The organism is Collinsella sp. CLA-ER-H3, from assembly GCF_040092425.1.
In the GTDB taxonomy this organism is placed as follows: Bacteria; Actinomycetota; Coriobacteriia; order Coriobacteriales; family Coriobacteriaceae; genus Collinsella.
In genome coordinates this window covers 82,130-101,734 of sequence record NZ_JBBNLP010000008.1, presented here as the reverse complement: position 1 = coordinate 101,734, position 19,605 = coordinate 82,130, and the positions used below count along the sequence as shown (strand labels likewise).

Here is a 19,605-nt window from a genome sequence, read left to right as displayed (position 1 = left end):
ATGCATGAAGGGCAAGTAAACATGTACGCAATCGTTAACACGGGCGGCAAGCAGTACAAGGTCGCCACCGACGATGTCATCACCGTCGAGAAGATCGAGGGCAATGAGGGCGACAAGGTCACCCTGCCGGTCATCTTCCTCAACGATGGTAAGAAGATCGTCACCGATCCCGACAAGCTGGCCAAGGCCAAGGTTACCGCTCAGATCGTTGAGCAGTTCAAGGGCGAGAAGCAGCTGGTCTTCAAGTTCCACAAGCGTAAGCGCTATCGTCGTCTGAAGGGTCACCGTCAGCAGCTCACCAAGCTGAAGATCGTGAAGGTCCAGGCTACGTCCCGCGCCAAGAAGGCTGTCAAGGCAGAGGCCGAGGCTGTTGCCGAGGCTCCCGTCGCCGAGTAGATTACACTCGTAACGAAAGAGTAGGTATACACAATGGCACACAAAAAAGGACTCGGTTCCTCCCGTAATGGCCGTGACTCCCGCGGTCAGCGCCTTGGCACGAAGCGCTATGCCGGCCAGACGGTAACCACGGGCACGATTCTCGTCCGTCAGCACGGCACTCACATCCACCCGGGTGAGAACGTTGGCCGTGGCAAGGACGACACGCTGTTCGCGCTGGTCGACGGTACCGTTGAGTTCCACAAGGGTATCAAGCACAGGGTCAGCGTACGCCCGCTCGCGAACGCGTAATTCACCCTTCATAGAGCACATATGTGGGAGGCACTTGAGTTTTAGGATTCAAGGGTCTCCCTCTTTTTGTAGGAGGCGATTCTGTTGTCACAGTTCACCGATATCAGCCGCATTAACGTGTGCGGCGGCGACGGCGGAGCCGGATGCATGTCGTTTAGGCGCGAGGCATTTGTCCCCAAGGGCGGCCCCGATGGCGGCGACGGCGGTCGTGGCGGCAATGTCGTCATCCAGGCCGATGCTCAGCTGTCTTCGTTGATCGATTACCGCTTTAAGCATCACTTCCGCGCCGAACGCGGCACGCATGGGCAGGGTGCCCATCGTAACGGTAAGAGCGGCGAGGACCTGATCCTGAAGGTTCCCATGGGCACCGTGGTGCGTGAGCTCGACCCCGAGACGCAGACCCCGATGTTCGAGATTGCCGATCTGGTGCACGATGGCGAGCGCGTTGTCGTGGCGCCCGGCGGTGTCGGTGGCCTGGGCAACACGCACTTTGTGACGTCGGTGCGCCGCGCGCCCGCGTTCGCTCAGCTGGGCGAACCGGCCGAGGAGCACTGGATTGAGCTTGAGATGAAGCTTATGGCCGATGCCGCACTCGTGGGCTTCCCCTCAGTGGGCAAGTCCTCGCTCATCGCGCGCATGAGTGCCGCCCGACCCAAGATCGCCGACTATCCGTTTACAACGCTCGTGCCGAACCTCGGCATGGTGCGTGCCGGTGAGTATTCTTACGTCGTTGCCGACGTTCCTGGTTTGATCGAGGGCGCGAGCGAGGGCAAGGGCCTGGGCCACCAGTTCCTGCGCCACATCGAGCGTACGGCGCTCATCATGCACGTCGTCGACATGACGGGCGGTTTTGAGGATCGCGACCCGGTCGAGGATTATCGCATCATCAACCGTGAGCTCGAGCAGTATGGCGCCGAGCTTTCAGAGCGTCCGCAGATCGTCGTCGCCAACAAGTGCGATGCGCCGGGCACGGCCGACAAGATTGCCGACCTCAAGCGCGCCGCGCTCGACGATGGACACATGTTCTTTGCCGTGTCCGCCGTGACGGGCGCCGGCCTCAACACGCTGATGCTTGCCGTGGGCGAGCAGGTGGCTAAGCTGCGCGCCGAGCTGGCGGTCTCCGATGAGCCGGTCGATCTGCGCGACGAGGAGTGGGAGCGCCGCCGTCTGCAGCGCGAGAAGCGTTTCCGCATTGTCCAGGAAGAGCCCGGTGCCTTCCGTGTGATTGGTCGCGCGATTGAGCGCATGGTCATCCAGACCGACTGGGAAAACGAGGAAGCTGTCATCTACCTGCAGCATAAGTTTGCGCGCATGGGTGTCGACGATGCGCTCGAGAAGGCCGGCTGCCGTGCGGGCGACGAGGTCCGCATTTGCCAGCGCGCCTTTGACTTTGAGGGCGCTGAGGACTTCTCGGAGTACGAGGAGCTCGAGGACGCTGGCGAGGACGTTGCCGTTGAGGCCCTTGACGTGGCCGATGCTCCGGATGAGGGCGTCGAGGTTGTCGATGCGGCGGATGCCGCGGACGATGCCGAGACCTCGGAGGGCGAGTAAGCCATGTCGCTGCGCGGTGGAATCGGTTTGCCCGAGCTGCCCATAAAAGAGGGCAAGGAGTTTCGGCTTGGCATTATGGGCGGCACCTTCGACCCGATTCATTACGGGCACTTGGTGACTGCCGAGCAGGCGCGCGAGTCGCTCGACTTGGACGCTGTGCTCTTTATGCCGGCCGGCTCTCCTGCCTTTAAACTCGACAAACCGGTGACGCCTGCCGAGGACCGTTATGCCATGACGGTTCTCGCCACCGCCGCGAATCCGGCTTTTTTGGCGAGCCGTTTCGAGATCGACCGTCCGGGCGTGACCTATACTGCCGATACGCTTCATGCCCTTCGCGACTTTTACCCGCCGCAGGTAAAGCTCTACTTTATTACGGGTGCCGACGCGATTATCGATATTGTGACCTGGCATGATGCCGAGCGAATTGCTGAGCTTGCTACCTTTATTGCGGCGACGCGACCGGGTTTTGATATCGATACGGCGCGTGCCCGAATCAAAGAGTCGGGGCTGCCGTTCGATGTGCGCTATATTCAGATTCCGGCGCTGGCGATCAGCTCGACGAACATTCGTAAGCGAGTTGCCCGCGGCATGAGCGTGCGCTATCTTACGAGCGAGTCTGTGCTCGGCTACATTCGCAAGCGCAGTTTGTATGTCGATCTGGGTCAAGAAGATTTTGAGTGATGGGGGCTACGTTGTCGGTAGAGGATCAGTTTGAGGGCGATGAGCGCGCGCTGCTCAAGCGCATTCAAGAGCTGCTCGATGTTCGCATGAAGGATAAGCGCAAGCGCTATGTGCATTCGCTGGGTGTTGCCGAGACCGCACTTCATCTGGCCGAGGTCTACGGCGTTGACCGCTTTGATGCCGCTGCCGCCGGCTTAATTCACGACTGGGACAAGGTGCTTTCCGATGACGAGCTCGTGGCCCGCGCGCTTCACTATGGCATCAAGGTTGCCGGCTCTCCTTCCGCCGCGACGCCGCTTTTGCATGGCCCTGTTGCCGCCTATGAGCTTCCGCAGCTTTTTCCCGAGCTGTCACCGGCCGTTTTCCAGGCTGTCGACCGTCACACCGTGGGTGCCTGCGACATGACGCCGCTCGATATGGTGGTCTTTGTGGCAGATGCCATCGAGCCCAACCGCCACGGCGACTATGCCCTTGCGCTGCGCAAGATGGTGGGGAAGTCCTCGCTCGACGAGTTGTTCTTCTCCTGTTTTGCGCAGGGTCTGGTCTATGTGATCCAGTCCGGGCGCTATCTTTATCCCACGGCTATTACGATTTACAACCATTACGCCCAGCTGCGCTAGCTCGGGTGTGTCTAGAAAGAGGTATTCCATGGCCGACGAGACCATGACTGACGAGCAGATTCTTGAAGGTGTGGAGCACAAGAGTTTCGTTGCCACGTCCGACCGCACCGCCGCCTCGCTGTCCGCGAGCGGTGTCGCCGCCGAGGATGTCGCCCGCGCCGCCGCGCAGGCCGCCTACGACAAGAAGGGCGAGGACGTGCAGGTGCTCGACCTGACCGAGCTTTCCGACGTGTGCGACTACTTTGTGCTTGCCACCGGTACCAACAACCGCCAGGTCGATTCGATCGTCGACGAGATCGAGGAGAAGGTCGCCGAGGCTTGCGGCGAGCATCCGTTCTCCATCGAGGGCCGCGAGCAGAAGACCTGGATGCTCATGGACTACGGCTCGGTTGTCGTCCACGTCTTCACTCCCGAAGCCCGCGACTTCTACCGCCTAGAAAAGCTCTGGGGTGACGCCCCCCAGCTCCCCCTCAATCTCCTCTAGTAGCTCATTTGATACGGGGCTTTTTAGCTAGCTTCGCGCATTTCGCCGGGCAGTTGCGGTTTTCCGCACCTGCCCGGCTTTCTTTTTGCCTAAAGGCGGTTAATCGTTGAAGCGGGATTGGCGGCCGAAAGATAGGGCGGTGTCGCCGAACTTGTCTCGGACGGCGTCGATGGCGACCGAGAGGTCGCGACGGTCGCTTGATTGGGCTCCGCGGTCATCGACTTCGCAGAACAGGTCGGTCTGGATGCCGCCTTGGTGGTCGAAGTCGCTCATGCCGATGCCCGCTAAGCGAACATGCATCCCTTCCTGCCAGATGTTGTCGAGCAGCTCGAGCGCCACTGCCACAAAGATGTTCTCATCGTCGGTCGGATGCGGCAGCCGGCGCTGTGCCGTACGCCCGCTTCCATACGAATACTTAAGCTTGAGCGTTACCGTGCCGCCCGTCAGTCCCTGACGGCGCAGGCGGCGTCCAACTGACTCGCCCAACAGTGCAATCGCCGCTTCGATGTCTCCGCGCTCAGTTAAATCTTTCGCAAAGGTGCGTTCATTGCTGACCGACTTGATCTTGCGCTCTTCATCGAGACTCGTGACTTCGGAGATTTCAAGTCCCAGCGCACGCTGACGCATACGTTCGCCGTTGACGCCAAAAATAGAGGCCAAGGTGGATTCCGGCGCGCGTGACAGCTCGCCGAGCGTGTAGATGCGCATACGGCGCAGTCGCTCCTCGGCCGAGCGCCCGATGCCGCTCATGGCAGACACTGGTAGCGCGGCCAAAAAGCGCTGTTCCGTCCCGGGGCGCACGATGGTCAGCCCAAACGGCTTATCCCGCTCGCTTGCGATCTTTGCGACCGTCTTGTTGCAGCCCACGCCAATGGAGCAGGTCACTCCCAGCGCTGCCACGCGGTCGCTTATACGCCGCGCAACCAGCAGCGGGTCTTCGGGCGCAAAGCGACCCGGTGTGATATCGATAAAGGCTTCGTCGATGGATACGCGCTCCACGCGCGGCGTCTCGTCGGCGAGAATCGCCATGACCTGCGCGCTCACCTCGCGGTAGCGATCAAAATGCCCATGCGTCCAAATGGCCTGCGGGCACAGGCGCCGTGCCTCGGCCGAGGCCATGGCAGAGTGCACGCCAAAGCGACGCGCCTCATACGAACACGTGGACACGACGCCACGCGAATCGGCGTCTCCGCCCACGATGAGCGGCTTGCCGCGCCACTCGGGATGATCGAGCATCTCCACGCTCGCAAAAAACGCATCAAGGTCCATCAGACCCACCGCCGGGCCCGTCCAGGGAGGCGGTGTGACGCCCATGGCATCCTCATAACCGTATGTATGTTCGCGTCTTTCCATGTCATGAGTATACCGCGCAGCTCATGTGGGGTGCGTGTATGTGCTTGCAAATCCCGAATTCTTGTCTAAGATATGGATTTGCCCTCGACTACACCGAAGAAGTTGGTCTCACGGACTTCACCTGCCCGCGTCGATGGCGTATTATGTTCAACTGTTTGTTTGTAGTTGCAGCCTAAAGCTGCTTGGTTGGAGGAGTTTCCTTTGGCAGTCAAGATTCGCCTTGCTCGTCACGGCGCTAAGAAGCGTCCGTACTACCGTGTCGTCGTCGCCGATTCCCGCGCCCCGCGTGACGGTCGTATCATCGAGGAGGTTGGCCGCTACAACCCGATGACCGCCCCCAAGACCATCAACCTCGACCTCGAGAAGATCGCCGACTGGCAGTCCAAGGGTGCTCAGCTCACCGACGCCGTCGCCGCTCTGGTCAAGGCCGCCAACGAGGGCGAGAAGACCGAGACCGTCGTCAAGAAGTCCAAGAAGCAGCTCGCCAAAGAGGCCGAGGCCGCTAAGGCTGCCGCTGAGACCGCTGAGGGCGCCGAGGAGTAAATCGTGCCTGAGGTTGACGCTGCACAGCTCGAGGGTGAGGCAATGCTCTCAGATCGCATCGCCGATCTCGTCGAATATCTCGTTGTTCAGATCGTCGACGACCCGGATTCCGTGAGCCTTGAGGTCATCGATGGTGATGACGCCTCTACGATTGAGGTTTCGGTCGCCGAGGATGACGTCGCTAAGGTCATCGGCCGTCGTGGCCGTACCATCAAGGCCATTCGCACGCTCGCCCGTGCACTGGCCGCTCGCCTCGACACTGCTGTCGAGGTAGAGGTTCTGGGCTAGGACCTTGAGGTCCCAGTACAAAAACATCGCCCGTGTGGTCAAGCCGCACGGAAGGAAGGGGGAGGTCCTCGCGCAGCCGCTGCGGGGGCTTCCTTCTGTATTAGAGCCGGGCATGCGCGTCGCCCTGACGCCGCCGGCGCTCAAGCGCGACCGCTTTTGCACGGTCGTGTCCGTCACCGATACGGGCGATGGCGATCTGGTCTCGTTTGAGGGCATTGACGACTTGACGGCCGCCGAGGGCATCACGGGATGCTATGTGCTGGCAAATCGTGACGATTTTGAGCTCGATTCGCTCGACGCTGCCTATACCGACCTGATGGGTCGCGAGGTGGTCGACGAGCGCTTCGGTTCGCTCGGCACGATCGTCGAGATCATGTCGACGCCCGCGAACGATGTTTGGGTTGTCGAGGGCGATCGGTACGGCGAGGTACTGATTCCCGTGATCGAGCAGGTTGTGCTCGATCTTCCCGACAAAGGAACAATTTCCGTCCACGTTATGGACGGCCTGATCGATATGGACAAGTAGGGAGGACAACATGCTGATCGAGACCCTTTCGGTCTTTCCCGAGATGTTTGAGCCCGTCATGTCCACATCGATTTTGGGCCGCGCCCGCAAGGCCGGCCTTTTTGATTTTAAGGCGTATAACCTGCGCGACTGGACGCACGACCGCCATCGTACCGTCGATGACGAGCCGTACGGCGGCGGGCAGGGCATGCTCATGAAGGTCGAGCCTATCGCAGAGGCCATCGAGGCCATTAGCGCAGAGGGTCCGAAGCCGACGGTGGTGTTCTTTACCCCCTGTGGCGAACCTTTTACGCAGCATGTGGCCGAGCGTCTGCTCAAAAGCGAGCGCCTGCTGTTTGTGTGCAGCCGATACGAGGGTGTCGACGAGCGCGCATATGCGTATGCCGATGAACGTCTGTCGATCGGCGACTATGTGCTCACGGGCGGCGAGCTGCCCGCGATGGTCGTTGCCGACGCCGTCGTACGCCTCATCCCCGGCGCCCTTGGTGACGAGATGAGCAACGTGGACGAGTCGTTCTCGACCGCCGAGGACGGAGGCCTGCTCGAGTACGCGCAGTACACCCGTCCCGCCGAGTTCAACGGCGAGGGCGTTCCTCCGGTGCTCGTGAGCGGCGATCACGCCAAGGTCGATGCCTGGCGCCGCAAGAATGCCATCGAGCGCACCTGTCGCTGGCGTCCCGACCTGATCGAGGCTGCGCGGCTCACGCCCGAGGAGCGCGCTTACGCGCAGGAGATCCTTGACGCTTCGTATTCGCAGAGCGAGGAGTGAGTATGGTTCCTACGCAACATTCCGCGTTGAGGGGCGCTTTTGAGTGGATCGCGGTCATCGCGATCGCGCTTGTGGCCACCTTCCTGATCCGCACCTTTGTGGTCGAGCCCTTTGTGGTGCCCACCGGCTCTATGGAGGACACAATCGAGATTGGCGACCAGATCCTGGCGCAAAAGGTGAGCCTCGAGCTCGGTCAGCCCGTCAAGCAGGGCGATATCGTGGTGTTTCACAACCCCGATGGCACCTCCGAGCATGATGTTCTTGTCAAGCGCGTTATTGCCACGGCCGGCCAGACGGTCGACCTGCAGGATGGCAAGGTGGTCGTTGACGGCCAAGCGCTCGACGAGGACTATACGACGGGCATGAGCTGGCCACTTTCGGTCCAAGCGCCCGGCGCTCAGGTAAGCTATCCCTACACCGTTCCCGACGGGTGCGTGTGGGTGATGGGCGACAACCGCGAAAACTCTGCCGACTCACGCTACTTTGGTCCCGTCGATCGCTCTGATTTGATCGCTGTGGCGCTTGTGCGCTACTGGCCGCTCAACCGCATCGGCGCTATCGACTAAAAACCGCTATAGTACAGTACCTAACCGTGTAATCGTTTCGACGAGGGGATATTAGAGGCATGAACGCTTCATCGCTTTCCTTCCAAGACATCATCCTGCGCCTCCAGCAGTACTGGGGCGAGCAGGGCTGCGTCATTATGCAGCCCTATGACTCCGAGGTCGGTGCCGGTACCTTCCATACCGCGACCACGCTGCGCTCGCTCGGTCCCGCCGAGTGGCGCACCTGCTATGCGCAGCCTTGCCGCCGTCCCGCCGACGGCCGCTACGGCGAGAACCCCAACCGCATGCAGCACTACTATCAGTTCCAGGTGCTCATCAAGCCCTCGCCGGTCAACGCCCAGGAGCTCTACCTGGGTTCGCTGGCCGCCATTGGCCTGGACCCCAACGACCATGACGTCCGCTTTGTCGAGGACGACTGGGAGAGTCCGACGCTCGGCGCCTGGGGTCTTGGCTGGGAGGTCTGGCTCAACGGCATGGAGGTCACGCAGTTTACGTACTTCCAGCAGGTGGGCGGCATCGAGGTCGACCCCGTGCCTGTCGAGATCACCTATGGCCTGGAGCGTATCGCCATGTATGCGCAGGGCGTCAACTCCGTCTACGACCTGGTGTGGAGCTACCTGCCCGACGGCACGCCCATGACCTATGGCGACGTGTTCCTCGAGAACGAGCGCGAGTTCAGTGCCTATAACTTTGAGGTCGCCAACGTCGAGATGATGCGTCAGAAGTTTGACGACTACGAGGCCGAGTGCCATTCCTGCCTGGAGCGAAAGCTGCCGCTGCCGGCGTACGACTGCGTTATGAAGTGCAGCCACGCCTTCAACCTGCTCGATGCCCGCGGTGCCCTATCCGCGGTCGAGCGTGCCAACTACATCCTGCGCGTCCGCGCCGTCGCCAAGGCGTGCTGCGAGGCCTACATGGCCGAGGTCGCCGGAGTCAACGAGAATGCCGACCAGGAAGGCGAGGTGGCGTAAGCCATGGCAGACGCTAAGGATTTCCTGTTTGAGATCGGTACGGAGGAAATGCCCTCCGCACCGCTGAACAATGCCGTCAAGCAGCTTGGCACCATGATCGCCAAGGGCCTCGACGAGGCCGGTCTGGCCCACGGCGAGGTCCGCGTGATCTCGAGCCCACGTCGTCTGGCTGCGCTCGTGGCCGACGTCGCCACCGCGACCGATGAGGTTCACGAGGTCAAGCGTGGCCCCGCGGCCAACATTGCCTTCGACGCTGACGGTAACGCCACCAAGGCCGCCCAGGGCTTTGCCCGCAAGTGCGGTGTGGCTGCCGAGGACCTGGTCCGTCGCGAGGACACTGACGGTCGCGAGTATGTGTTCGCCGAGAAGAATATTCCCTCCGCACCGGCAACCCCGATTCTGACCGCTCTGTGCGAGAAGACTATTGCCGGCCTGCAGTGGCCCAACTACCGCAGCCAGCGCTGGGGCCACGAGCACGCGACCTTTGTTCGTCCGGTCCGTTGGATCTGCTGCCTTTTGGGCGAGGATGTTGTGCCTGTGTCGTTTGCCGACGTGACGAGCGGCAACACCACGCGTGGTCATCGCGTACTTGGCCCTGGTGACCATGTGGTTGCCAGCCCCGCCGTCTACGAGCAGGTGCTCGAGGACGCCGGCGTGCTTTCTGCCGAGCGTCGTCGTGAGGCCATCCTCGCCGGTATCGCCGAGGTCGAGGCTGCCCGCCCCGGCTGCCATGTCGATACGCCCAAGAAGGTCTTCGAGGAGGTTATCAACCTCTGCGAGTGGCCGACGGTGCTCGTCGGTACCTTCGATGAGGAGTTCCTCAAGGTCCCGCACGAGATCATCTGCGAGTCCATGCTCACCAACCAGCGCTACTTCCCGATCTATGACGGCGAGGGCAAGCTCACGCGTGAGTTCGTGGTCGTCTCCAACAGCAAGCCCGAGAACGCCGAGCGCGTGATCGACGGCAACGAGCGCGTCGTGCGCGCCCGTCTGGACGACGCAAAGTTCTTCTACGAGGAGGACCTGAAGATCTCCCTCGACGAATTCCGTGAGCGTCTGGCCAAGGTTGCCTTCCAGGAGAAGCTCGGTAGCGTGCTCGCCAAGTCCGAGCGCATCGAGCAGCTCGCGCTCGCTATCGCCCGCGAGGCTCATCTGGGCGCCCATCTTGCCGCCGACGCTGCTCGCGCCGCGCACCTGTGCAAGGCAGACCTGGTGTCCAACGCCGTCGTCGAGTTCACGAGCCAGCAGGGCGTGATGGGCGGTTATTACGCGACCGCGATGGGGGAGAACGACGAGGTCGCCCACGCCATTCGCGATCATTATCGTCCCCGCTTTGCCGGTGACGAGCTGCCCGAGGGCACCGCTGGCTGCATCGTGGCCTGCGCCGACAAGCTCGATACCATCGCCGGTATCTTTGCCATCGGCGAGCCCCCGACCGGCTCCTCCGACCCCTACGCGCTGCGTCGTGCCGCTATCGGCATCATCAACATCCTGCGCGACCGTCTGCCGATCGACCCCACGTCGCTCATCGACTTCGCCCTCGAGCTTTACAGTGAGCAGGGCATTGAGTTCGACGCCGCCGAGGTCGCCCAGCAGGTTCGCGACTTCTTCCATGGCCGCCTTGTGAGCATGGCCCGCGACGAAAAGATCCCGGCCGATACCGTTGCCGCCGTCTCCGCGGTGCACATCATCGCCCCGTCCGTCTTCTTCGCCCGCTGCGCCGCGCTCGACGAGGCCCGCAAGAACGATGCCGAGACCTTCGACAACCTGGCTACCGCCTATGCCCGCGCCGCGCACATCTCCAAGCCCGAGCTGGGTGCGGAGTACGACCGCAGCCTGATGGGCGAGGCCGAGCTCGCGCTCGCCGACGCCTCCGAGGCCGCTCAGACCGCTGTTGATGCCGCCCTTGCTGCCGAGGATTACCCGGCCGCATTTGCCGCCCTTGCAGCTCTGCGTGCCCCCATCGACCGCTTCTTCGACGAGGTTATGGTCATGGACAAGGACGAGCAGCTCCGCGATAATCGCCTTAAGCTGCTCAACCGCTTCGAGGCCGTTTTCTCCGGCATCGCCAACATCGGTGAGCTTGCCCGCAAAAAGTAAGCCAGCCTGCGCGTAAGCGCAAAAGGAGCCCCGCATGGATTGCCCGGTCGCCGTTCGTCCCACCGTTATCGTTATCTCCGACTCGCTCGGCGATACCGCTTGTGAGGTGGTGCTTGCGGCGTCCGGGCAATTTGATGAAGGGGCTTTTCGCGTTTTGCGCCTGCCCAAGGTGGCCTCCGTGGAGCAGGTCAAGTCATTTGTGGGGCCGCGCGTCGATGCCGACCATCGCGATATCGCCGTGTTCCACACCATTGTCGATCCGGCCCTTCGTGCTCGTGTGCTCGACTACTTGGGCATGCTGCACATTCGCTCGGTCGACCTGATCGGTCCGACGCTCGCCGTGCTGTCGTCGCTCGTCGGCGTGCCGCCCAAGGGCGTTGCGGGCGTGATTCACAAGACCGATGACCGCTATTTCCATCGTATCGAGGCCATGGAGTATTTCGTTGAGCACGATGACGGGCGCGGTTGCGACGATCTGTCGGGTGCCGATATCGTGCTACTGGGCGTATCGCGCACGTCCAAGACGCCGCTGTCGATGTATTTGGCCTATCAAGGTTACAAGGTTGCCAATGTTCCGTTGGCCCATGGCATGGAGCCGCCGAAGTCGATTTACGAGGTCGACCCGATGCGCCTGTTCGGCCTGATTTCGACCGTCGATGTGATTTCCGAAATTCGCGATAGCCGCTTGGGCGATGACTACGCCCGTGCCGTTGCCGGCTCCTATGCCGAGCCCGAGAGCGTGCGCAGCGAGCTCGAGGAAGCTCGTGCCCTCATGAAGCGCCTAGGCTGCTTTGTGGTGCGTACCGACGGCAAGGCCATCGAGGAAAGCGCTGCCGAGATCATTAGCCACTTGGAGGAAATCCAAGAAGCTCGCGCCCGCCGAGCCACCCGCCGCGCCTAATATTAGTAGCATTTTGATAAAGCGATTTAGCAAAAACATCGCATCTGACCTGCTTTTTTATTGTGTTGGTATCTTCATAAGGTAACCAACTTTACCTACCGTTTACCGCCAGTTTTAGCACGTTTACCAAACCGCGTATCCTCTGCTCAAGCCCGTTCAAATCCGGCCGTATAGTTCCCTCACGGCCCGCATCCGGCGGGTCGATTCGTTACCACGGTCGTGCGCGTAAGCGCATGGAAGGGGAAGTATCGTGAGCGATTGCAAGAGGGTTTACCGTTTTGGAACCGACGCCCAGGGCACCTGTGTCACTGAGGGCGACAAGTCCATGAACTTCGTGCTTGGCGGCAAGGGCGCAAACCTTGCCGAGATGAGCCGCATCGGCCTGCCGGTTCCCGGTGGCTTTACCATTACCTGCCAGACTTGCGTCGAGTACTCCGGTGCCGGCAACGTCTGGCCCGAAGGCGCACTCGATGAGATCGTTGCCGCCGAGGCCGACCTCGAGGCCCGCTGTGGCAAGAAGCTCGGTGACGACAATGATCCGCTGCTCGTGTCGGTTCGCTCGGGCGCTCCATTTTCCATGCCCGGTATGATGGACACGGTCCTCAACTTGGGCCTCAACGACGACTCCGTTCAGGGGCTCATCGCCCAGACGCAAAATCCGCGTTTTGCCTGGGATAGCTACCGCCGCTTTATCCAGATGTTCTCCAACGTCGTTATGGGTGTTGATGCCGACCTGTTCGAGAACGCCCTGACCCAGGCCCGCCTGGTCGCCGGTGTTCGCGTCGATTCCGAGCTTTCGGCCGAGGACCTTCAGGAGCTTGTCGAGACCTTCAAGGGCATCTTCTCTGATAACGTCGAGGCCGCCCTGTATCCCGAGCTCGAGGTCACCGGCGGCAAGCCCGTCTTCCCGCATGATCCGGAGCTCCAGTTGCGCCTTGCCATCCAGGCCGTCTTTGGCAGCTGGATGAACGAGCGCGCCTGCATCTACCGCAAACAGCACGGCATCTCCGACGAGCTCGGTACTGCCGTCAACGTCCAGGCTATGGCTTTTGGCAACAAGGGTGAGACCTCCGCGACCGGCGTCGCCTTTACGCGCAACCCGGCCGACGGCACTAAGGAGTTCTACGGCGACTTTCTGGTCAACGCCCAGGGCGAGGATGTCGTCGCCGGCATCCGCAATACCGAGCCCATCGCCGACCTCAAGACCACCCCGGGCCTCGAGTCCGCAGGCGAGGAGCTCGAGCGCGTGTTCCTGACGCTCGAGGATCACTATCGCGACATGTGCGACATCGAGTTCACCATCGAGCAGGGTAAGCTCTGGATGCTCCAGACTCGCGTGGGCAAGCGCACTGCCACCGCCGCCCTGCGCATCGCCATCGAAATGGTCGAGGAGGGCCTGATCACTCGCGAGGAGGCCGTGAGCCGCATCGATCCCGCGCAGCTCGACCAGCTTCTGCACCCGCAGTTTGACGCCTCCAAGAAGTACGAGGCGCTGGCCAGCGGTCTTAACGCCAGCCCCGGTGCCGCCGTGGGCGAGGTCGTGTTCTCGAGCGATGACGCCGTCGCGCGCGCCAACGAGGGTCACAAGGTCATTCTGGTTCGTTGGGAGACCAACCCCGATGACCTGAAGGGCATGGTCGCCGCCGAGGGCATCCTGACCAGTCACGGTGGCAAGACGAGCCATGCCGCCGTTATCGCCCGCGGCATGGGTACGCCCTGCGTCTGCGGCGTTGAACGCTTCCACATCGACGCCGCCGAGAAGGTCGTGCACATCGAGGGCAGTGACCGCGTGCTGCATGAGGGCGACATCATCTCCATCGACGGTACTCAGGGCATCGTCGTCGACGGCGCCGTTGATCTGGTTTCGGCTGAGCTCACCGGCGACCTGGACACCATCCTGTCCTGGGCCGACGAGATTCGTCTGGACGAGACCGATGGCCACGCCAACCACGTGCGCGTCAACGCCGACAACCCTGAGGACGCTGAGCTCGCCCTCGAGTTTGGTGCCGAGGCCATCGGCCTGTGCCGCACCGAGCACATGTTCCTGGGCGACCGTAAGAACATCATCCAGAGCTTTTTCCTGTCTGACGATGAGACCGTGAAGCAGCAGGCCCTGGCCGACCTGCTCAAGGTTCAGACCGAGGACTTCCTGGCGATGTTCAAGACTATGTCCGGTCGCGACGTGGTCGTTCGCCTGCTCGATCCGCCGCTTCATGAGTTCCTGGATAATCCTCGCGAGCTCGAGGTCGCCATCACCAAGAAGGAAGCCGCTGGCGCCAGCGAGGAAGAGCTTGCCGTCCTGCGCACCCGCCTGCGTCGTATCGACGGCATGGTCGAGTCGAACCCCATGCTCGGCCTACGCGGCGTGCGCCTGTCTGTCGTCTTTAGCGATCTGCCGCTCATGCAGGTTCGCGCCGTCGCCACGGCTGCTGCCCGCCTCATCAAGGAAGGCGTCGACCCGCGCCCCGAGATCATGGTTCCGCTCGTTTCCATCACGGCGGAGCATGTCCAGACCCGCGAGGTTATCGAGCGCGTGATCGCAGAGGTTTCCGACGAAGAGGGCGTCGAGCTCAATATTCCCGTGGGCACGATGCTCGAGCTGCCGCGTGCCTGCATGGTCGCCGACGAGATCGCCCATTACGCAGACTTCTTCTGCTTTGGCACCAACGACCTCACCCAGACGACCTTCGGTTTCTCGCGTGACGACGCCGAGGCTAAGTTCATCCCGCTGTATATGCATAAGAAGATCTTGGAGGACAATCCTTTCGAGACCATCGACACGGCGGTACTCGAACTGGTGCGCTTGGCCGTCGAGAAGGGCCGCGCCACCAACCCCGACATGCACTTTGGCGTGTGCGGTGAGCACGGTGGCGACCCCAAGTCCATCAAGGGCCTGTTTAACGTGGCCGACGTGGACTACGTGTCCTGCTCGCCCTACCGCGTGCCCCTCGCACGCCTGGCTGCCGCTCAGGCCAAGCTCGAGGCCAAGCGTTCCGCCTAACGTTTTGGGTTTAGACGCCTAGCGTTGTCCCCTTCATGCCGCCCGTCTCATTCGTGAGACGGGCGGTTATCATGTGCGGGTTTTGTCTTTTTGTCTGCGTAAAAAATTGTTCTTGCAGCAGAAACCCGCGCGTGTATACTCGAATACGTTTGTTCAACTACGTGCCGGCCAAGGTGGTACGGCACCTCTAGAAGAGTAAGGAATTGCACATGGATTACATCCGCGCAATCGAGCGTCAGCAGATCCGCGAGGACATTCCTCAGGTTCGCGTCGCCGACAACGTCAAGGTTCACTACCGCATTAAGGAAGGCGACCGCGAGCGCATCCAGGTCTTCCAGGGCGACGTCATCCGCATGGCCGGCGCCGGTGCCCGCGAGACCTTCACCGTCCGCAAGATGTCCTTCGGTGTCGGTGTTGAGCGTACCTTCCCGCTTCACAGCCCCAAGATCGCCAAGCTCGAGGTCGTTCGTCATGGTCGCGTCCGTCGCGCCAAGCTGTACTACCTCCGCGACAAGGTGGGCAAGGCTGCTCGCATCCCCGAGAAGCGCTAAGAAGATCGCAGCGTCTGTCCACTCGTTTGGACACAAGGGTCACCTTCGGGTGGCCCTTCTTTTTATCTGATTTGCATGCAAGGAGGGCCTGGTATGGCCAATATGACGAGCTCGGTTTCGGCATCGCAGGTTGCCGGAGAGCTGGCGAGCGCAACGTTTGAGGAGATCCCCGCCCTCGTGGAGCATTATCGCGAGGACCCGCGCCAGCAGGTGATCAAGGCTTGCGAGCGTGCTCTTAAGCGCCATGCCAAGGAACTTGCCGAGCGCGAGCGCGTCAATGACATGTACGAGCTTATGCATGAGCTTGGCGGCGATGGGGTGGTCGTTGGTGTCGACGAGGTGGGTCGCGGATCGGTGGCCGGTCCTTTGACGGTATGCGCTGTCTGCCTTCCTATGGAGCCGCGCGTCTGGGGCATCAACGATTCCAAAAAGCTCACGCCGGCGCGCCGCGAGTTGCTCTCAGTGAAGATTGCCGAGGTGGCGACGGCGATCGGTTTTTGCCATATCGCGCCTAAGGATATCGATGAGATGGGCATGGCCCGTGCTATCCGTACCGCCGTTGCGGGCGCCGTGGCCGATACGGGGCTCGAGCCCGATTGCGTGCTTATGGATGGCAACCCCTTGGGCGCCGTTCCTAACGAGCGCGATGTGGTGAAGGGCGATGCCAAGATCGCCTGCATCGCCGCGGCGTCCATCATGGCCAAGGTCACGCGTGACGAGATGATGGTCGAGTACGACGCTGAGTATCCCGAGTACCATCTGGCCGAGTCGAAGGGCTATGCGAGCCCCGAGCACATCGAGGCCATTCGAAAACATGGACTTTGTCCACTGCATCGTGTGAGCTTTTGCGGAAACTTTCTGCAGACTGAGCGCCTTTTCTAGGTCAATTGTGGAGACAGGGACCTCTGGGGTTTTATAAACCTGCTGGTAGCGGGCCGTATGCAACACCATTGTTGCGTACGGCCCGTTTTTTGACGGCATTTGGTCAGCTTTTGGTTAGCTTCCGGTACTTACCCGCATGAAAGGTGCCCTCATCATCGGGGCACTGCAGTGTGCGGGAAAGGAGACCCCATGAGTGCCGCAAGCAAAAAGAGCAAGACACAGCAGCTCAAGGAGCGTTGGGAAAACGGCGAGCTCGACTGCGGGGCGATGACGCCCGAGTTTATCAAGGGACTCAGTCCCCGCGAGCTGGGCATGCTGGGCGAGCTGATCACCATCGACTACTTTAACGAGCGCGGCTACACCTTGCTGGAGCAGGGTTATCGTTGCACCGAGGGCGAGGCTGATCTGGTGCTGCTCGATGAGCTCGACGATGTCGTGGTGATGGCCGAGGTCAAGACCAGACGCGTCGTACTGGATTGCAACACGCGGGTCTTTCCCGAGGAGGCCGTGGACGCCCAAAAGCAACGCCGCTACCGCCGCATCGCAAGCTGCTATCTTATGGAGCATTATCCGCTCAAGGCGATCCGCTTCGATGCCGTGGGTGTCACCATTCGCGGCGGGCATATCGCCGAGATCGAGCATCAGTACAACGCGTTCGATTGGCAGGTGTCGTGATGGCGTTCGAGACGTTTGCCGTTCACGCGGCCTGCATCCGCGGCGTCGAGGCGATTCACGTCACGGTCGAGGTCTCGCTTGCCGGCGGCGTTCCGGGCATTCAGATGCTCGGCATCCCGAGTATGGAGGTGATGGAGTCACGTGGTCGTATTCGCTGTGCGATGCGCTCCGCCGGGTTCGAGATCCCGCGCTCGGGCATTACGGTCAATCTGGCGCCCGGCGATATTCGCAAGACCGGTAGCGGCTTTGATCTGCCCATCGCCATCGCGGTCCTAGCGGCCGATGGTCAGATTCCCCGCGACAACCTCGATCGCTGCCTTATCGCCGGCGAGCTCGGCTTGGACGGTACGGTGCTTCCTGTCAAAGGCGAGGTGGCGTTTCAGCTATTGGCTCGCGACATGGGGCTGTCTTTTATCGCCGGTAGGTCCGACCAGCATGTGCCACTCGCGGGCGTGGATTGCGGCTTTATCGCGCATCTGTCTCAGCTTGCTCACGGCATGGGCGATGCCGCACGGCACTACTTGGATTCCGAGGGTGTCGAGGCGACCTTTGAGCCCGAGCTCGACTATGCAGACGTGCTGGGGCAGGAAGTCGCTAAACGCGGCATGGCGCTTGCGGCGGCAGGAGAACTCGGCTTGCTCATGATCGGGTCTCCGGGATCGGGCAAGACGATGCTCGCACGCCGTATGACCGGCATCCTGCCCGAGCTTTCCGTTGAGGATCAGCAGGAGGCACTGTGCATCCATTCGGTTTTGGGTGAGAACATTGATGGCTTGTTGGCGGGGCACCGCCCCTTCCGCAGTCCCCACCACAGTATTTCGACCGCAGGCCTTATCGGCGGCGGGCGCCCGGTGCGCCCGGGTGAGATCAGCCTTGCTCATGGCGGCGTGCTCTTTTTGGACGAGCTTGCCGAGTTTCCCACTGGCGTGCTGCAGACGCTGCGTCAGCCCATCGAGCGCGGCTACGTGAGGATCGTACGCGTCGACGGGGCTTTTACCTTCCCGTCGCGCTTTCAGCTGCTGGCTGCGAGCAATCCCTGCCCCTGCGGCTTTTTGGGCGATCGCGAGGTACCGTGTCGCTGCTCGGCGGCGATGGTCGAGCGCTATCGGTCTAAACTGCGCGGTCCTTTGGCCGACCGTATCGACATGATGATCGATGTGACCCGTCCCGACCCTCAAGTGATTATCGAGGGCGCAGAGGGTATGTCGTCGGCCGAGTTACGTGACTACGTTGTGCGCGGTCGCGCCTTTCGCGCTTGGCGCGAATCCCGCATGGACGATGCGGATGCCGAGGCCGAGGATGACGAGACACGGTCCATTGACGGCGTCGTTTCGACCTTCGAGCTCGATGATGCGGCGGAGAAGTGTGTGCTCGGCCTATCCAAACGCACGCATCTCACAGGGCGTGGCATCGTGCGCCTGGTTCGCATTGCGCGTACGATCGCAGATGTCGCCGAGAGCGAGCAGGTGACGCAGGACCACGTGCTCGAGGCGGCGATGTACCAGGGAAGGAGGGACCAATGATGGCCGAGGGGACCTTCGAGCTGCATCCAGGTGATGCGTTGTATCCCGAGACCGTTTTGGAGCTTTCAGATTTACCCCAGACGCTTTATGTGCGCGGCAACCCCGAGGTGCTTTCGACGCCCGCGCTCTCCATCATCGGCGCGCGCAAGGCCTCGCCGTATGGTCTTGCCGTGGCAGAGCTTGCGGCGAAGGTGGCGGTTGAGGCGGGAGTGACGGTAGTTTCGGGCGGTGCGGTCGGTTGTGACCAGGCCTCGGGTTGGGCTGCGGTCAACGCCGGCGGCAAACACGTTGTGGTGCTGGGGACGGGCGCCGACGTGGTCTACCCGCGTTCGAGCGCGGGGCTGATTACGCGCACGCTTGATACGGGTGGCGCGGTCGTGTCGATCTCTCCGTGGGGCATGGGTCCGCGCAAGTTTGCCTTTCCGCGCCGCAATCGCGTGATCGCGGCCCTGTCGCAAGCCCTCTTTGTATCCGAGGCGGGTATGCCTTCTGGGACGTTTTCTACAGCCGAGGCTGCTATGGAGTTGGGGCGCGAACTTCTTGCCGTGCCGGGGTCGATCCTATCGCCCGAGTCGCGTGGCACGAATTACCTCATTGCGAACGGTGCCTGCTGCATCGTCGACGAGGAATCTATCGAGATGGCTATCTCACGCATCTACGGAACCCTGCGCTACTCGCGCCCCATTGCTCCCGGCATTGCCGACCTTGATCCAACGCAGCAGACCGTGATGCATGCGCTCATCGCCTCTCCGCTCAAGGTCGACGACATCGCGGCGCTCGTCTCGCTCGATGCTGTCGGCGTACTCAAACTCTTGGGTTCGCTTGAACTCGAGGGCCTTATCGAGCGCATGATGGATGGAAGGTATGCGCCCTCCAAGTTTGCCCTTCACGCCCAGACACCCTTCGGTCACAATGGAAAACGTGTCAATTAGA

At 61.6% G+C, this 19,605-nt stretch carries 21 protein-coding genes; 20 read left to right on the top strand and 1 reads right to left on the bottom strand.

Features of this window, described 5'->3' with window-relative positions; all coding sequences use genetic code 11:
* Positions 1 to 21: 21 nt before the first annotated feature.
* The 6 genes from rplU (at position 22) to rsfS (ending at position 4,023) form a co-directional block, all read left to right on the top strand.
* Complete coding sequence (gene rplU, locus AAAX32_RS07755; RefSeq protein WP_035138585.1) at positions 22 to 396, top strand: 50S ribosomal protein L21; 375 nt, start codon at positions 22 to 24, stop codon at positions 394 to 396.
* Between the two features lie 33 nt (positions 397 to 429).
* Positions 430 to 687: a 50S ribosomal protein L27 gene (gene rpmA / locus AAAX32_RS07750; protein WP_006236075.1), complete on the top strand. Its 258-nt coding sequence runs from the start codon at positions 430 to 432 to the stop codon at positions 685 to 687.
* Between the two features lie 84 nt (positions 688 to 771).
* A complete protein-coding gene (obgE, locus tag AAAX32_RS07745) occupies positions 772 to 2,238 on the top strand; it encodes a GTPase ObgE (protein ID WP_349100436.1) in 1,467 nt (488 codons plus the stop codon).
* Positions 2,239 to 2,241: 3 nt separating this feature from the next.
* Entirely contained in the window at positions 2,242 to 2,919 is a 678-nt protein-coding gene (gene nadD / locus AAAX32_RS07740) for a nicotinate-nucleotide adenylyltransferase (RefSeq protein WP_055249998.1), read from the top strand.
* Positions 2,919 to 3,539 carry a bis(5'-nucleosyl)-tetraphosphatase (symmetrical) YqeK gene (yqeK, locus tag AAAX32_RS07735; protein WP_349100434.1) on the top strand — a complete coding sequence of 207 codons (621 nt, stop codon included), beginning with the start codon at positions 2,919 to 2,921 and terminating at the stop codon, positions 3,537 to 3,539. The genes nadD and yqeK overlap by 1 nt, the downstream gene beginning before the upstream one ends.
* Before the next feature lie 28 nt (positions 3,540 to 3,567).
* The gene (gene rsfS, locus AAAX32_RS07730) at positions 3,568 to 4,023 is read left to right on the top strand and encodes a ribosome silencing factor (protein ID WP_035138582.1); all 456 of its coding nucleotides are present in this window, start codon (positions 3,568 to 3,570) and stop codon (positions 4,021 to 4,023) included.
* Positions 4,024 to 4,122: 99 nt separating this feature from the next.
* On the opposite strand, the gene dinB is transcribed toward rsfS, so the two are convergent.
* Complete coding sequence (gene dinB / locus AAAX32_RS07725; protein ID WP_349100433.1) at positions 4,123 to 5,337, bottom strand: DNA polymerase IV; 1,215 nt, start codon at positions 5,335 to 5,337, stop codon at positions 4,123 to 4,125.
* A gap of 240 nt (positions 5,338 to 5,577) precedes the next feature.
* On the opposite strand from dinB, the gene rpsP reads away from it, so the two are divergent.
* The 14 genes from rpsP (at position 5,578) to AAAX32_RS07655 (ending at position 19,604) form a co-directional block, all read left to right on the top strand.
* The gene (gene rpsP, locus AAAX32_RS07720; protein WP_349100432.1) at positions 5,578 to 5,919 is read left to right on the top strand and encodes a 30S ribosomal protein S16; all 342 of its coding nucleotides are present in this window, start codon (positions 5,578 to 5,580) and stop codon (positions 5,917 to 5,919) included.
* 42 nt (positions 5,920 to 5,961) lie between these two features.
* Positions 5,962 to 6,207, top strand: coding sequence for a KH domain-containing protein (locus tag AAAX32_RS07715; protein ID WP_171021534.1), 246 nt, complete (start codon positions 5,962 to 5,964; stop codon positions 6,205 to 6,207).
* A gap of 4 nt (positions 6,208 to 6,211) precedes the next feature.
* The gene (rimM, locus tag AAAX32_RS07710; protein ID WP_271738388.1) at positions 6,212 to 6,733 is read left to right on the top strand and encodes a ribosome maturation factor RimM; all 522 of its coding nucleotides are present in this window, start codon (positions 6,212 to 6,214) and stop codon (positions 6,731 to 6,733) included.
* A 10-nt stretch (positions 6,734 to 6,743) separates the two neighbouring features.
* On the top strand, positions 6,744 to 7,502 hold the full coding sequence (trmD, locus tag AAAX32_RS07705; protein ID WP_349100431.1) for a tRNA (guanosine(37)-N1)-methyltransferase TrmD: 759 nt from the start codon (positions 6,744 to 6,746) through the stop codon (positions 7,500 to 7,502).
* A gap of 2 nt (positions 7,503 to 7,504) precedes the next feature.
* Positions 7,505 to 8,068 carry a signal peptidase I gene (gene lepB, locus AAAX32_RS07700; RefSeq protein ID WP_055285127.1) on the top strand — a complete coding sequence of 188 codons (564 nt, stop codon included), beginning with the start codon at positions 7,505 to 7,507 and terminating at the stop codon, positions 8,066 to 8,068.
* A 59-nt stretch (positions 8,069 to 8,127) separates the two neighbouring features.
* Positions 8,128 to 9,039: a glycine--tRNA ligase subunit alpha gene (locus tag AAAX32_RS07695; RefSeq protein ID WP_006236091.1), complete on the top strand. Its 912-nt coding sequence runs from the start codon at positions 8,128 to 8,130 to the stop codon at positions 9,037 to 9,039.
* Between the two features lie 3 nt (positions 9,040 to 9,042).
* Complete coding sequence (gene glyS, locus AAAX32_RS07690) at positions 9,043 to 11,139, top strand: glycine--tRNA ligase subunit beta (protein WP_161144687.1); 2,097 nt, start codon at positions 9,043 to 9,045, stop codon at positions 11,137 to 11,139.
* A gap of 34 nt (positions 11,140 to 11,173) precedes the next feature.
* A complete protein-coding gene (locus AAAX32_RS07685; protein WP_349100430.1) occupies positions 11,174 to 12,040 on the top strand; it encodes a pyruvate, water dikinase regulatory protein in 867 nt (288 codons plus the stop codon).
* 250 nt (positions 12,041 to 12,290) lie between these two features.
* Positions 12,291 to 15,041 carry a pyruvate, phosphate dikinase gene (ppdK, locus tag AAAX32_RS07680; protein ID WP_349100429.1) on the top strand — a complete coding sequence of 917 codons (2,751 nt, stop codon included), beginning with the start codon at positions 12,291 to 12,293 and terminating at the stop codon, positions 15,039 to 15,041.
* A 209-nt stretch (positions 15,042 to 15,250) separates the two neighbouring features.
* Positions 15,251 to 15,592, top strand: a complete 342-nt coding sequence (gene rplS / locus AAAX32_RS07675) for a 50S ribosomal protein L19 (protein WP_006236098.1) — start codon at positions 15,251 to 15,253, stop codon at positions 15,590 to 15,592.
* Positions 15,593 to 15,685: 93 nt separating this feature from the next.
* Complete coding sequence (locus AAAX32_RS07670) at positions 15,686 to 16,474, top strand: ribonuclease HII (protein WP_055250018.1); 789 nt, start codon at positions 15,686 to 15,688, stop codon at positions 16,472 to 16,474.
* Positions 16,475 to 16,663: 189 nt separating this feature from the next.
* On the top strand, positions 16,664 to 17,149 hold the full coding sequence (locus AAAX32_RS07665) for a YraN family protein (protein WP_349100428.1): 486 nt from the start codon (positions 16,664 to 16,666) through the stop codon (positions 17,147 to 17,149).
* The gene (locus AAAX32_RS07660; RefSeq protein ID WP_349100427.1) at positions 17,149 to 18,672 is read left to right on the top strand and encodes a YifB family Mg chelatase-like AAA ATPase; all 1,524 of its coding nucleotides are present in this window, start codon (positions 17,149 to 17,151) and stop codon (positions 18,670 to 18,672) included. The genes AAAX32_RS07665 and AAAX32_RS07660 overlap by 1 nt, the downstream gene beginning before the upstream one ends.
* Positions 18,669 to 19,604: a DNA-processing protein DprA gene (locus tag AAAX32_RS07655; RefSeq protein ID WP_349100426.1), complete on the top strand. Its 936-nt coding sequence runs from the start codon at positions 18,669 to 18,671 to the stop codon at positions 19,602 to 19,604. The genes AAAX32_RS07660 and AAAX32_RS07655 overlap by 4 nt, the downstream gene beginning before the upstream one ends.
* Position 19,605: the final 1 nt, after the last annotated feature.